13 protein-coding genes are annotated in these 13,430 nt (G+C 61.6%); 5 read left to right on the top strand and 8 right to left on the bottom strand.

The features are described from left to right. Positions 1 to 151 precede the first annotated feature (151 nt). The 3 genes from AC1Q80_RS18985 to AC1Q80_RS18975 form a co-directional block, all read right to left on the bottom strand. Positions 152 to 655 (bottom strand): invasion associated locus B family protein, encoded by a 504-nt coding sequence (locus tag AC1Q80_RS18985; protein ID WP_025425200.1) that lies wholly within the window; start codon positions 653 to 655, stop codon positions 152 to 154. Between the two features lie 406 nt (positions 656 to 1,061). Next, entirely contained in the window at positions 1,062 to 1,439 is a 378-nt protein-coding gene (locus AC1Q80_RS18980) for a YkvA family protein (RefSeq protein ID WP_173418370.1), read from the bottom strand. A 47-nt stretch (positions 1,440 to 1,486) separates the two neighbouring features. After that, positions 1,487 to 1,804, bottom strand: a complete 318-nt coding sequence (locus AC1Q80_RS18975; RefSeq protein WP_173418369.1) for a 4a-hydroxytetrahydrobiopterin dehydratase — start codon at positions 1,802 to 1,804, stop codon at positions 1,487 to 1,489. A gap of 84 nt (positions 1,805 to 1,888) precedes the next feature. Here AC1Q80_RS18975 and AC1Q80_RS18970 point away from each other — a divergent pair, with 84 nt between their 5' ends. Beyond that, positions 1,889 to 2,365 carry a low molecular weight protein-tyrosine-phosphatase gene (locus tag AC1Q80_RS18970; protein ID WP_492361447.1) on the top strand — a complete coding sequence of 159 codons (477 nt, stop codon included), beginning with the start codon at positions 1,889 to 1,891 and terminating at the stop codon, positions 2,363 to 2,365. On the opposite strand, the gene thpR is transcribed toward AC1Q80_RS18970, so the two are convergent. Continuing rightward, entirely contained in the window at positions 2,302 to 2,892 is a 591-nt protein-coding gene (thpR, locus tag AC1Q80_RS18965; protein ID WP_077500866.1) for an RNA 2',3'-cyclic phosphodiesterase, read from the bottom strand. The two genes, AC1Q80_RS18970 and thpR, sit on opposite strands and share 64 nt — an antisense overlap. A 114-nt stretch (positions 2,893 to 3,006) precedes the next feature. After that, positions 3,007 to 3,648, bottom strand: a complete 642-nt coding sequence (locus tag AC1Q80_RS18960; protein WP_492361446.1) for an arylesterase — start codon at positions 3,646 to 3,648, stop codon at positions 3,007 to 3,009. A 67-nt stretch (positions 3,649 to 3,715) separates the two neighbouring features. Between AC1Q80_RS18960 and AC1Q80_RS18955 the strand changes: the two genes are divergently transcribed. The 4 genes from AC1Q80_RS18955 to AC1Q80_RS18940 all read left to right on the top strand — a co-directional run bounded on the left by AC1Q80_RS18955 (position 3,716) and on the right by AC1Q80_RS18940 (position 8,632). Further along, positions 3,716 to 4,441, top strand: a complete 726-nt coding sequence (locus AC1Q80_RS18955; RefSeq protein ID WP_173418366.1) for an ABC transporter ATP-binding protein — start codon at positions 3,716 to 3,718, stop codon at positions 4,439 to 4,441. After that, complete coding sequence (locus tag AC1Q80_RS18950; protein ID WP_492361445.1) at positions 4,438 to 6,990, top strand: ABC transporter permease; 2,553 nt, start codon at positions 4,438 to 4,440, stop codon at positions 6,988 to 6,990. The genes AC1Q80_RS18955 and AC1Q80_RS18950 overlap by 4 nt, the downstream gene beginning before the upstream one ends. A 226-nt stretch (positions 6,991 to 7,216) precedes the next feature. Continuing rightward, the gene (locus AC1Q80_RS18945) at positions 7,217 to 7,954 is read left to right on the top strand and encodes a Bax inhibitor-1/YccA family protein (protein ID WP_077500863.1); all 738 of its coding nucleotides are present in this window, start codon (positions 7,217 to 7,219) and stop codon (positions 7,952 to 7,954) included. Between the two features lie 120 nt (positions 7,955 to 8,074). Beyond that, the gene (locus AC1Q80_RS18940) at positions 8,075 to 8,632 is read left to right on the top strand and encodes a GNAT family N-acetyltransferase (RefSeq protein ID WP_492361444.1); all 558 of its coding nucleotides are present in this window, start codon (positions 8,075 to 8,077) and stop codon (positions 8,630 to 8,632) included. 162 nt (positions 8,633 to 8,794) lie between these two features. On the opposite strand, the gene AC1Q80_RS18935 is transcribed toward AC1Q80_RS18940, so the two are convergent. The 3 genes from AC1Q80_RS18935 to acnA all read right to left on the bottom strand — a co-directional run bounded on the left by AC1Q80_RS18935 (position 8,795) and on the right by acnA (position 13,260). Then, positions 8,795 to 9,199 carry a DUF2794 domain-containing protein gene (locus AC1Q80_RS18935; protein ID WP_173418363.1) on the bottom strand — a complete coding sequence of 135 codons (405 nt, stop codon included), beginning with the start codon at positions 9,197 to 9,199 and terminating at the stop codon, positions 8,795 to 8,797. Positions 9,200 to 9,612: 413 nt separating this feature from the next. Further along, entirely contained in the window at positions 9,613 to 10,386 is a 774-nt protein-coding gene (locus AC1Q80_RS18930) for a DUF1223 domain-containing protein (RefSeq protein WP_492361443.1), read from the bottom strand. A 183-nt stretch (positions 10,387 to 10,569) separates the two neighbouring features. Beyond that, entirely contained in the window at positions 10,570 to 13,260 is a 2,691-nt protein-coding gene (acnA, locus tag AC1Q80_RS18925; protein ID WP_492361442.1) for an aconitate hydratase AcnA, read from the bottom strand. Positions 13,261 to 13,430: the final 170 nt, after the last annotated feature.

The following is a 13,430-nucleotide window of genomic DNA, read 5'->3' as shown; positions in this document are numbered from 1 at the left end:
CGAGCCTTCAAGCGCAGCCATTGGGGGCGCGGGGCTCTGAATTTTCCGGGGCTTTAGCATTGTTTTGGCCCGGAGTCACGCGCAGTCGATCCTGAATGCAAAAAGGCCGGCGTCGAGCGCCGGCCTTCGACTTTGCCTCAAAGGCGAAAGCTTACTTGCAGGCTTCGATCTGCTTCAGTGCAGCCGAAATGCCCGACAGAGAATAGGCGTAGGTGGTCGTCGTGCCCTTGCGGGATTTGGCGTTGACCGACATCGCCTTGCCGGTTTTCATCGCCGCGACGAGCGCCGGCTCTTCGGCCGCGTTCTCGACCCAGGCGGAGTTGCCCTTGGTGAACATCACGAAAGTGCGGCCGTCGATGACGACGTTGACCTTGGAGTTCTCCTGCAGCGGATAGCCCATCATCGCCTGCGGCTCATAGCTGATGTTCTGGCCGGGGCGCTGGGAAACCAGGAAGAAGATGTCGCCGTGGTCGACGCCGGCCGGGCTCTTTTCCTTCGGAACCGACAGGACATAGCAGACCTTGCCGCCGCCGGAATTGTAGGAATAGGCGCCCCAGGCATTGAACTGCTGGATGCGCGTCGGCGACTGGGCGGCAGCCATGCTGGCGGTTGCCAGAACGAGTGCGATTGCAGTTGCGATCTTTCTTACAAACATGAGGTCCTGCCGCTTTTCTTGCTTTTCGATCACCCGAAACAGGTCAGACGGGCGACGCGTAGTCATGATTTCATTTGTTGTGACTTAATTCAGGTTACCAAACCGTCAACGAAGGCCAAAATCCGCTGATTCCAGCCCCGAAACGAAGCATTTGTGGCCTTCGCTCCGGCGTCGCCAGATCTGCCGTCCATTCATCTATCCAGCGCTCTGCTGGCTTCGAATGCTCGGCGCCTCGGGCCGTTGTTCCGGATTGTTTACCGCCTAAACCATTTCAGACGACGCCCGTCTCGACGAAGACGTCCCAACGCGCGCTGTTCTCAAATGTCTATGCCACAAAGATTCGGGCAAGAGTTTGACTTTTGGGCAGGAATACGGCGCGGTTGCGGATATGCTGCGTTTCCCTCGGTCAATCCTGCGGATTGTCGGCCAGCGTTTCGTCGGCCTTGAGATAGTGGGCTTCCTTGATCTGCCCGCTGATGGCGGCGAAGGCGGCGGTCAGAACCGCGACGTCATCGGAAAAGCCGACGACGGCGAGAAAATCGGGAAGGAAGTCGAGCGGCAGCACGAAATAGGCGAGCGCCGCCAGCAGGATGCCGCGTGTGCGCGTCGGGGTCTTCGGGTCGATGGCGCAATAATAGGCGGCGACGAGTTCGCGGCTGAACGGTATCTGACGGGCGGCGCGGCGGAAGGTCGGCCAGAAGCGCCGCTTGACGCGCTTTTCCCTGCGCTCCTGTTCGGATTCTTCGCCGGGCAGGAGAATTTCACCAATCTTTACGTCGTCCATCGCCTCTTTCCGATGTTGCAACGCTCACAATATGGGACGTGCCGGCGTTATTTCAAATGGTCGGGCATGCGACCCGCCGCTGCCTTGTCCATCCTGGCGGCCAGCTTGAAGTCGAGATCTGTCAGGCCGCTGGCGTCGTGCGTCGTCAGCGTGACGTCGACGCGATTGTAGACGTTGAACCATTCCGGGTGGTGATCGAGCTTTTCGGCAACGATCGCCATCTCCGTCATGAAGCCGAAGGCTTCGACGAAATTCTTGAAGCGAAAAGCCTTCCAGATGGAGGCGCCGTCCTCGGCCCTGACCCACCCTTCCATCTTGTGCAGCTGTTCGGCGATCGTCGCCTCGTCGAGTTTCTCCGGCCTCATCCGTTCCTCCCAACTCAATCCCTGTTCGAAGGCTGCATGGCCGCGTATATGTCGACCTGCCCCTATCTCCTTGAAATGGATAGCATGAAACCGATCCGAATTCTTTTTGTTTGTCTCGGCAATATCTGCCGTTCACCGCTGGCCGAAGGCGTGCTTCGCGAATGCGCCGCACGGCAAGGGTTGGCGTCGCAGATCACCGTCGATTCGGCGGGAACGGGCGCATGGCATATTGGCGATCCGCCGGACCGCCGGTCGATCGATGCGGCGCGCCGCCACGGTATCGATATTGCGGGGCTTCGCGGGCGCAAGGTATCGAAGGCCGACTTCGAGGCTTTCGACCTCATTCTCGGCATGGACGGAGAAAACGTCAGCACCCTTCGCCAGATCGCGCCGGCCGGTCTGGCCGGCAAAATTGACCTGTTTCTCGCTTACGCTTCGGGGCGGGACCAGGACGTTCCTGATCCCTATTATGACGGCCCTGAAGCATTCGAACGGCTTTACCAGATGTTGGAAGCCGGATGCTCGTCGTTGCTCGACAGGCTCGAAGAGCGGGCTTCGTGAAGCGGAAATACCTCTTCGGTGAGGTAGGGGCCACCGCCGACCGAATCGCGCGACGACAAGAGCACGAAGCGTGAAACGGTGAAGGGCGAGGCCATGAAGTTGCCGCGGCCGGAGAGATATTCGACTACATCCTCGACGCGGCTGGAGCGCAGCCTTGCAAGCGTGACATGCGGCGTGAACTTGCGCGGATCCGCCGGCAGCCTGAGCCTCTGGCAGATGCGCTCGATTTCGGCCTGCAGCGCGTACATTTCCGGATGGTTGCTGACCCCGGCCCAGACGGAGTGCGGTTTCTTCGAGCCGAAGGCGCCGGTGCCGGTGAGCTGCAGCTGGAACTCCGGTCTTTCGATCCGGTCGAGCTTGTCGATGATCTCGTCTGCGGTGCGCCAATCGACGTCACCAATAAAGCGCAAGGTGATGTGGTAGTTCTCCACATCGATCCAACGAGCTCCGGGAAGACCTCCGCGCAGCAATGAAAGACTCATCGCAACATTGCGCGGAATTTCGAGGGCGGTGAATAGTCTCGGCATGGCGAGCTCCCCGAATCTCTTGCAGATGTCTCAGCGAATCACGCATCGAGTCTGCAGGCAACTACTATTTGACGCTTGCGAATATTAACACTCTCTTAACTGTGGATGATTTGTTCACTCCGCCTTTCCCAGTGTTGCGATGAAACGTTCGACGGTGGGCAGCGCCTTTTCGACAATGATGCCGACGCCGTTGCCGTTCGGGTGCATGCCGTCTTCAAGCTTGAGTGCCGCGTCGGTTACGACGCCATCGAGGAAGAACGGGTAGAGCTCCAGCCCGTATTTCTCTGCAAGGTCCGGATAGATCGGGTTGAAGCGGGCGGCATAGTCGGCGCCCATGTTCGGCGGAGCCATCATGCCCGCGAGCAGGACAGCGATGCCGCGCTCCTTCAGCCGCGCGATCATCGCCTCGATGTTCTTGCGGGTTTCCTCCGGCGGGATGCCGCGCAACGCGTCGTTGGCGCCAAGCTCAAGGATCACGCCCTTGGTGCCGTCGGGGATCGACCAGTCGATGCGCGCGAGCCCGCCGGAACTGGTGTCGCCGGAAACGCCGGCGTTGGCCACGGTGACGTCGAGACCCTTTTCCTTCAGCGCCTTTTCAAGCCGCGCCGGGAAGGCATCCTCGGGTGGCAGCTGGTAGCCCGCCATCAGGCTGTCGCCGAAGCCGACGAGGCTGATCGTTTCCGCCCGTGCGGTCGCCGATAACGCAATTGTCATTGCGAGCCCCAAGAAAAACCGTTGAAAACCTTTTAATGCCATGGGTCTGTTCCTAAATCGCGGGAGCCGTTTTCTTTTTCTCTTTCCGTTTCATATAGGGTTATTTCGCTTGGCCAGTACCATCATCGAGCTCAAAAATGCCGACCTCACCCTGGGCGAGGCCGCAGCCTCGGTGCATGTGCTGAAAGGCATGAGCCTGACCATCGATGCGGGAGAGTCCGTCGGCATCGTCGGGCCCTCCGGTTCGGGCAAGTCGACGCTGCTGATGGTGTTGGCCGGTCTCGAACGTTTGGACCGTGGCGAAATCGTCATCGACGGCACGCCGTTGCACCGGCTGAACGAGGACCGGGTCGCCGATTTTCGCGGCCGCAACATCGGCATCGTCTTCCAGTCCTTCCATCTCATCCCCAATATGACGGCGCTCGAAAACGTCGCCGTGCCGCTCGAGCTTGCCAACGTTCCCGGCGCCTTCGACATCGCGCGCAAGGAACTCGTCGCCGTCGGCCTCGGCGAGCGGCTCAGCCACTATCCCGGCCAGCTCTCAGGCGGCGAGCAGCAACGCGTGGCGATTGCGCGCGCGCTTGCGCCGTCGCCGAAGTTGCTGATCGCCGACGAACCGACCGGCAATCTCGATGCCGAGACGGGCCGGCAGATCGCCGACCTGCTTTTCGCCGAACAGCGTGACCGTGGCATGACACTCGTGCTGGTGACCCATGACGCGGCCCTGGCGGCCCGTTGCTCGCGGCAGGTGCGGGTGCGCTCCGGCGAGATCATTTCCAGTGGCGCGCTCGAATCCGTCGTTGAAGCACAGCGACAGGAAGCGGCATCCGCATGAGTGAGGCTGCTCCGATCCGTTTGCGTCCTCTGCTTGCCCTCCGGCTGGCGCTGCGCGAAATGCGCGGTGGCCTCAAGGGGTTTTACATCTTCCTCGCCTGTATCGCGCTCGGCACGGCGGCGATCGCCGGGGTCAACTCGCTGTCGCAATCGATCACCGCGACGATTGCGTCTCAAGGTCGCGAATTGCTTGCCGGCGACATTCGCTTCGAACTCAACAATCGTGTGGCGACGGTAGAGGAGCGGGCGTTCCTCGACGGGCTCGGGCCGGTCTCGGTTTCCGCCGGGCTGCGCTCGATGGCCCGTTTGCCTGACGGTTCCAACCAGGCGCTCGTCGAATTGAAGGCTGTCGATGCGGCCTATCCGCTCTATGGCAAGCTCGAAAGCCAGCCGGATCAGCCGCTTGGCAGTCTGCTGGCGCGCCAGGGCGGCGGGTTCGGCGCGGTTGCCGCACCCTTGCTGCTCGACCGTCTTGGCATTTCCGTCGGCGACGACATTCTGCTCGGCAATGCCCGCATCAGGATTTCAGGCACGATCCTGCGCGAGCCGGATGCACTCTCCGATGGTTTCGGCTTTGCGCCGCGGTTGATGGTGTCTGCCGAAGCGCTCGACGCCTCGGGTCTTGTGCAGACGGGAAGTCTGGTCGAGCACGGCTACAAGGTGAAGATCAGTGATCCCACACAGGTGGCCGCTGTGCGCACCGATGCCGAGAAACGTTTTCCCGCCGCCGGCTGGTCGATCCGTACCAGCTCCAATGCCGCGCCGTCGCTGACGGCCAATATTACCCGCTTCTCGCAATTCCTGACGCTTGTGGGCCTGACGGCCCTGATCGTCGGCGGCGTGGGTGTTGCCAATGCCGTGCGCGCGTATCTCGATCAGAAACGCAGCGTCATCGCCACCTTCAAGTGCCTCGGCGCGCCCGCCTCGCTGGTGGCCATGATCTATCTCGCGCAGATCCTGCTGATCGCGCTGATCGGCATTGCGATCGGGCTTGTTCTCGGCGCGCTCATCCCCTTCGTCGCCGCGCAGTTCCTGGCCGATCTGCTACCGATTTCGACCGAGTTCCGCCTCTATCCGGGCGCGCTTGGCATCGCCGCTCTTTTCGGTGTGCTGACGGCGCTTGCCTTTGCCATCCTGCCGCTCGGCCGGGCACGCGGCATTCCGGCAACGGCGCTCTTTCGCCAGCAGGGCTTTGATCCCTCGGGCTTTCCCGCCTGGCCCTATCTCACCGGTGCGCTCGCCTGCCTTGGAGCGCTTGCGGGGCTTGCCATCTTTACCGCCTATGACCGCTACATCTCGCTGGTCTTTCTGGGCGCGATCGCCTTTGCCTTCATCGTGCTGCGGCTCGTTTCGCTGCTGATCTCCTGGCTTGCGCGCCGCAGTCCGCGGGTGAGTTCGCCGGCGTTGCGGCTGGCGATCGGCAACATCCATCGGCCAGGGGCGCTCACGCCCTCGGTGGTGCTGTCGCTCGGCCTCGGGCTTGCGCTCCTCGTCACGCTTGCGCTGATCGACGGCAATCTTCGGCGCGAACTGACCGGCAGCATGGCAGAGCGTGCGCCCAATTTCTTTTTCGTCGATATCCAGGGAAGCGAAATCGAAGGGTTCCGTACGCTGCTTGAGGGCGCGATGCCGGACGGCAAGGTCATCGAAGTGCCGATGCTGCGTGGCCGGATCATCGCCTTTAACGGTGAGGACGTGAACGCCCGGAACGTGCCGCCGAGCGGCCAGTGGGTGCTGCGCGGCGACCGCGGCATTACCTATGCCAAGAACAAGCCCGAGAATTCGACGCTGGCCGAGGGTACTTGGTGGGCGCCCGACTACAGCGGCGAGCCGCTGGTGTCGTTCTCGGCCGAAGAGGCGGGTGAACTCGGGCTGAAGATCGGCGACAAGGTCACCGTCAACGTGCTCGGCCGCAACATCACCGCCAGGATCGCCAATTTCCGCAATGTCGAGTGGGAATCGCTGTCGATCAACTTCGTCATGGTGTTCTCGCCCAACACCTTTGCCGGTGCGCCGCATGCGTGGCTGGCAACGGTGATCGATCCGGGTGCCACGCCCGAGGAGGAGGCGACAGTGCTGAAGGCGGTCACGAACGCCTATCCGACGATCACCAGCGTTCGGGTGAAGGACGCTCTCGACATTGTGAACGCGCTTCTCGGGCAGCTGGCAACGGCGATCCGTGCCGCGGCGGCCGTGGCCCTGCTGGCGTCCGTGCTGGTGCTGGCCGGCGCGCTCGCCGCCGGCAACAGGGCACGCATCCACGATGCCGTGGTGCTGAAGACACTCGGCGCCACGCGCACCACGCTGATCCGTGCCTTCAGCTACGAATACATCATCCTAGGCCTTGCAACCGCGGTTTTTGCGCTGTTTGCCGGCGGTGTTTCCGCCTGGTTCGTCGTCAGCCGGATCATGAAGCTGCCGTCAAGTTTCCTGCCGGATGTCGCGGTTGCGACCGTTGTCATCGCACTGGTGATGACGGTCGGCATAGGGCTTGCCGGTACCTGGCGTGTGCTGGGCCAAAAGGCGGCGCCGGTTCTGCGGGAGCTTTGAGCGACGAAGTTAACCGTAAATCCCTGTCCTACAAGGCCATAAACGCTAAGGCTGTACCGAATCAGGGGGCCAAAGGTCTTGTACCCAAAGGCTTTCGGCATCATATTTATCCACAGGCATGCTGGAGCCCCGCAGCGGCGCCTGGGCATGGGATGGCGACCTCTCGTTGGGTCTGAGGTCATCCGCCCGACACCGTAAGTTCAACCGGGGCTTAAATGAGGAAACAATGGCTGATCTGAGAAACTACCAAACCCGAATGTCGCCTGCCGGCGCGCAGGCGGGTGCCATGATCGACGAAGGCCTTCGCACCTACATGCTGAAGGTCTACAACCTGATGGCCCTGGGCCTGGCGATCACCGGCCTGGCAGCTTACGGAACATTCGCGCTTGCCGTCTCCAATCCGGCATTCGCCCAACTTCTTTATGCGTCGCCCCTGAAATGGGTCGTCATGCTCGCTCCTTTGGGTCTCGTGTTCTTCATGAGCTTCCGCATCAATAGCATGAGCGTTTCTGCCGCGCAGATGACGTTCTGGGTCTATGCGGCGCTGATGGGCGTTTCGCTGTCGTCGATCTTCATGGTCTTCACCGGCCAGAGCATCGTGCAGACGTTCTTCGTGACCGCGGCTTCCTTCGGTGCGCTGTCGCTCTACGGCTACACCACGAAAAAGGACCTGTCCGGCATGGGCTCGTTCCTGATCATGGGTCTGTTCGGCGTCATCATCGCGTCGATCGTCAACATCTTCCTCGCCTCTTCGGCGCTCGGCTTCGCGATCTCGGTGATCGGCGTGCTGATCTTCGCAGGCCTTACCGCCTATGACACGCAGAAGATCAAGGAAATGTACTACGATGCCGATGACAGCACCGTTGCCGGCCGCAAGGCGATCATGGGCGCCCTGACGCTCTACCTCGACTTCATCAACCTGTTCATGTTCATGCTGCAGTTCATGGGCAACCGGAACAACTAAGCTTTGACTGGATTGACGGAAAAGGCGGCTTCGGCCGCCTTTTTTGTTGCCCGGAAAAGGCTTGATCCACGGCTGCGATCCGTGTGACTGAATGGAAAACCGGACCTTCAAGATCTTCCCATGCCATTGACCTTGCGCGACGCCACCGTTTCCGATCTGCCCGCCATCACCGAAATCTATCGCGAATCCGTTCTGAACGGTGTGGCGACCTACGAGATCGTGCCTCCCTCGGAGGTGGAGATGACGACGCGCTTCGCGACCATCGCCAGCCACGGTTATCCCTACATCGTTGCGACTGACGCGGCGGGCACGATCGTCGGCTACGCCTATGCCTCCGCCTTTCGCACGCGCGCTGCCTACCGCTTCCTGGTCGAGGATTCGATCTATCTGGCGCCGTCGGCGCGGGGGAAGGGAGCCGGCAAGATGCTGTTGGTCGAGCTTGTCCGTCGCTGCACAGAACTCGGGTTTCGCCAGATGGTGGCGGTCATCGGCGGCGCTCATCCCGCATCGATCGCGGTCCACCGCTCTGTCGGTTTCGAAGATCAGGGGTTGATGAAGGCGACAGGCTTCAAGCACGGGCGCTGGCTCGATACAGCGATCATGCAGCTGGCGCTTGGCGATGGCTCGACGAGCGACCCCTCTGCGGGCGTCTACCCGGATACGCTTTACCAGGGCTGAGAACGGGCGTCAGGAAGCGCGCGAGGCAATTCCTTCGGGAAATGGCTTGAAAACATGCGGCCGCCGCACTTTCGGGACATTGTCGAAGGAAGCGGATGCCAGTGCATCCAACCTCGGCTGGTTGCCCCCGCTCGCATCTCCGATCGGCTTGGAACCGGTCTCTCAGGTTTCGATCAGCTTCAGAACCTTGTCAAAAACCTTCAGCACCTGCCCGAGTTCGTGTCCACGCTTCAGGATCGTCCCGTGCACGTTGAGAACGCTGAAGGCACCCTGCTTGGCAGCGAGTTTCGGGTTTTTCTCGATGCGGTAGAGCGGCATCTCGCCCGATCGCTTGAATACGGAGAAGACGGCCCGATCCTTCAGGTGGTCGATGGCGTAGTCGCGCCATTCGCCTTCGCCGACCATGCGGCCATAGACCCACAGGATCTGGTCGAGTTCGCGGCGATGGAAGGTGATGGGAGGAGCGTTCCGGGCGTTCTTGTATTCCGAGAGATCAACGACCACTTCGGACGCGGTCTGGCGCTGATGTCGCGCCTCGCCTCGCGGCAAATCCGGCTCATCGGTCATCGGCAATCCGGCCTTCTGTTGTGACAGAACGATAACAGTTTGCCTGACACGAGCCGAAAAGCAAGCCGGAAGCAGCCAGAGCCTCTGGGCGCAGACGGCATTTCTTGCCTCCGCCCCATTTCAGTCAAATCGGCGCCCCAATTCACCGCAAAACTCGCGGGCGCTGACGGACAGAGTCGTTGCCACCGTATGTCCGTTCAGATCGTCATGCTGCGTGACCTTCAAAGAACGCAGTCATGGCCGGTTCGGTCCGGTAACTTCGAACCCTCAGCCCCAGCCCCTCGATGCTGCCGGGCCGAACCACCCCTTATGGCTTTAGGCGCTACCTTCGGCGCCGTGAAGCCGGTACGGCACCTTCGTCTTTCTGCTGGTATTCCTTGAACCGCTCGCGGCCCCAGACGCTACGCCGTTCGCTAGAGCTTGCCTTGAGGGCCTGCGAGCACGGCCGTGGCTCCGATGATCGGACCCGGGGTTTCGGCATCCTTCATCGACTGCAACAGCACCGCGCAGCCGCTTTTGCCACGCTGCTCCGTCAGCACCGTTGCAGGCAGGGTAAAGGTCGCGGGCTTGCCATCCCACATGCCGATGGTCTGGATGTCGCGCACCGCGTGCCAGTAGGAAATCTTCTTGCCGATGTTTTCGCCCTTCTCGACATCGACGACCTTCGCCCGGTCGAAGTAGACGACGACGACATTCGCCTTGCCGTCACCCGCCCCGACCTTGATCGAGATCTCCTCGCCGTTGATCTTCGCCTCGACCGGAACGGCCAGCCCCTTGCCGGCGGCTTTCATCGTGTCGAGCCGGGATCTGATCGCCTGCAGGTTGGCGCCGTTGACATGGTCGCGGCCGTTGAGGATCGCCTGTGGCGTGTAAACGCCGTTGCGACCCAGCATGCGGGCATAGGCATATTGTCGGTCGGTGTTGTCGCTCGAGGCGAGCGTGTCCTTCCAGCCGAGATAGTTCCAGTAGTCGACGTGATAGGACAGCGCCACCACGTCGCCGTCATCCACCAGCTTCTTCAAGGCGGCATCAGCTGGTGGGCACGAGGAGCAGCCCTGACTGGTGAAGAGTTCGACGACGCCTTTGATAACCTTGCCGTCTTCCGCCATCGCCGGAACCGACGCTGCCGCAAAGAGCCCGAAAGCCAGTGCAACAGGGCGAAGGAAATATCTGTCTGCGAATGTCATGGCGTCACTTCATTGGCGGCCGACAGGCCTACTTCACGGGGAAGTCCATTACATACGACGCCGTTGCTTCAACGGGAAGTCACGTTGGAGTGAGGATATGGACAGGCAACCTGCAGGAAACGTGAAAGGGCCGGGACACCTTGCGGTATCCCGGCCCCTCTATGCCTCAGGCAAGCTGAACGATCAGGCGGCGAGGTCGCGCAGAACCGTCTGCAGGATGCCGCCGTTGTTGACGTAGGTCACTTCGTCGAGCGTATCGATGCGGCAGACCAGCGGAACGTCCTTCACGGTGCCGTCGCCATAGGTGATCTTGGCGACGCGCTTTTCGCGCGGCTGGACCTTGGCGAGGTTGTCGATCGTGACGATCTCGTCACCCTTCAGGCCAAGCGATTCCCACGTCGTTCCTTCTTCGAAGACGAAGGGGATGACGCCCATGCCGACCAGGTTCGAGCGGTGAATACGCTCGAAGGACTGGGCGATCACGGCCTTGACGCCGAGCAGGTTGGTGCCCTTTGCGGCCCAGTCGCGCGACGAACCGTTGCCGTATTCGACGCCGGCGAAGATGACGAGCGGAACGCCTTCTTCCTTGTACTGCATGGCAGCGTCGTAAATCGACATCTCTTCCTTCGACGGGTAGTGGATGGTGTAGCCACCTTCCTTGCCGTTCGGGCCGAGCATGTGGTTGCGGATGCGGATGTTGGCAAAGGTGCCGCGCATCATCACCTCATGGTTGCCGCGACGCGTACCGTATTGGTTGAAGTCGGCAACGCCAACGCCATGACCGATAAGGTATGCACCGGCCGGCGAGGCAGCCTTGATCGAACCGGCCGGCGAGATGTGGTCGGTGGTGATCTTGTCGCCGAACAGGCCGAGGACGCGTGCGCCCTTGATGTCGGAGATGCCCGAGCCGGACTTGCCCATGCCAACGAAGTAGGGCGGGTTCTGCACGTAGGTCGAACCGTCGTCCCAGGCGTAGGTCTGGCCCGGGGGAACCTGAACGGCCTGCCAGTTTTCGTCGCCCTTGAAGACGTCGGCATACTTGCTCGCGTAGAGTTCGCGCGTGACGTACTTGAAGATGAACTCCTGGATCTCCTTGGAGGTCGGCCAGATGTCCTTGAGGAAGACCGGGTTTCCGTCCTTGTCTTCGCCGAGCGGCTCGTTGGTCAGGTCCTTCTGGACCGTACCGGCAAGCGCGTAGGCGACGACGAGCGGCGGCGAGGCGAGGTAGTTCGCCTGGACATCAGGCGAGATGCGGCCTTCGAAGTTGCGGTTGCCGGAGAGAACACCGGCGGCAATCAGGCCCTTGTCGTTGATCGTCTTGGAGATCGGCGCCGGCAGCGGACCGGAGTTGCCGATGCAGGTGGTGCAGCCGAAACCGACCAGGTTGAAGCCGAGCGCGTCGAGGTCCTTCTGCAGACCGGACTTTGCCAGGTATTCGCCGACGACCTGCGATCCCGGTGCAAGCGAGGTCTTGACCCACGGCTTGGATTTCAGGCCCTTGGCAACAGCGTTGCGGGCGAGAAGGCCGGCAGCGATCAGAACCGACGGGTTGGAGGTGTTGGTGCACGAGGTGATCGCAGCAATGGCAACGTCGCCATGGCCGAGATCGAAATCGGTGCCTTCGACGGCGTAGCGGTTAGAAAGCTGGCCCGGCTTCTTGTAGTCGCCTTCGAGCGCGGTCGCGAAGCCCGATGCGATGTTTTCGAGCGGGATGCGGCCTTCCGGACGCTTCGGGCCAGCCATGGCGGGCACGACGTCGCCGAGGTCGAGTTCGAGCGTGTCGGTGAAGACGAGCTCCGAGCCGTCACCGTCGCGCCACATGCCCTGTGCCTTGGAGTAGGCTTCGACGAGTGCGATGCGTTGCTCTTCGCGGCCCGACATGGTGAGGTAGTTGATGGTTTCGCTGTCGACCGGGAAGAAGCCGCAGGTGGCGCCGTATTCCGGACCCATGTTGCCGATGGTGGCGCGGTCGGCGAGCGTCATGTTGTCGAGGCCTGGGCCGAAGAATTCGACGAACTTCGAGACGACGCCCTTCTTGCGCAGCATCTGCACGACCATCAGCACGAGGTCGGTCGCGGTGACGCCTTCCTTGAGCTTGCCGGTCAGCTTGAAGCCGATGACCTCAGGCAGGAGCATGGAGACCGGCTGGCCGAGCATGGCCGCTTCAGCCTCGATGCCGCCGACGCCCCAGCCGAGAACGCCCAGGCCGTTGATCATCGTGGTGTGGCTGTCGGTGCCGACGCAGGTGTCCGGGTAGGCGGTGATTTCGCCGTCTTCTTCACGGGTCCAGACGGTCTGGCCCAGATATTCCAGATTGACCTGGTGACAGATGCCGGTGCCGGGCGGTACGACGCGGAAGTTCTTGAATGCCTGCTGGCCCCACTTCAGGAAGCGGTAGCGCTCGCCGTTGCGCTCGTATTCGAGCTCGACGTTGCGGGCAAAGGCGGTCGGCGTGCCGAATTCGTCGACGATGACGGAGTGGTCGATGACGAGGTCGACAGGCACGAGCGGGTTGATCTTTTCCGGATCGCCGCCGAGCGAGACCATGGCGTCGCGCATCGCTGCGAGGTCGACGACGGCGGGAACGCCGGTGAAGTCCTGCATCAGAACGCGGGCCGGGCGGTAGGCGATTTCGTTTTCGGCGGTGCCCTTGTCGTTCAGCCAGGCGGCGACGTTCTCGATGTCCTTCTTGGTGACGGAGCGACCGTCTTCGTTGCGCAGCAGGTTTTCGAGCAGCACCTTCATCGAGTAGGGCAGCTTCGAAACGCCGGCGAGACCGTTCGCCTCAGCCTTGGGCAGGCTGTAATAGACGTAGTCGACACCGTTGACGGTGAGCGTGGAGCGACAATTAAAACTGTCTAGGGATTTGGACACTGGATAATACCCCGTTTCCGTCTGATCGCCAAAAACTGACGTACGAACGCCCGAGCGCAATGAAGCGCGAATTGGGATGCGGGTGCGGCCATTTCCGCTGTCCGTACGTGGAAATTCATTCCATGTTCGGCGCTAGGATGAAATTCACGCCGACCGCTGGCGTGTTGGCC

Source organism: Ensifer sp. GW823-FHT05D09 (genome assembly GCF_058795755.1).
Note: the sequence above shows the minus strand (reverse complement) of the source record. Positions and strands in the feature narration are given on the sequence as shown.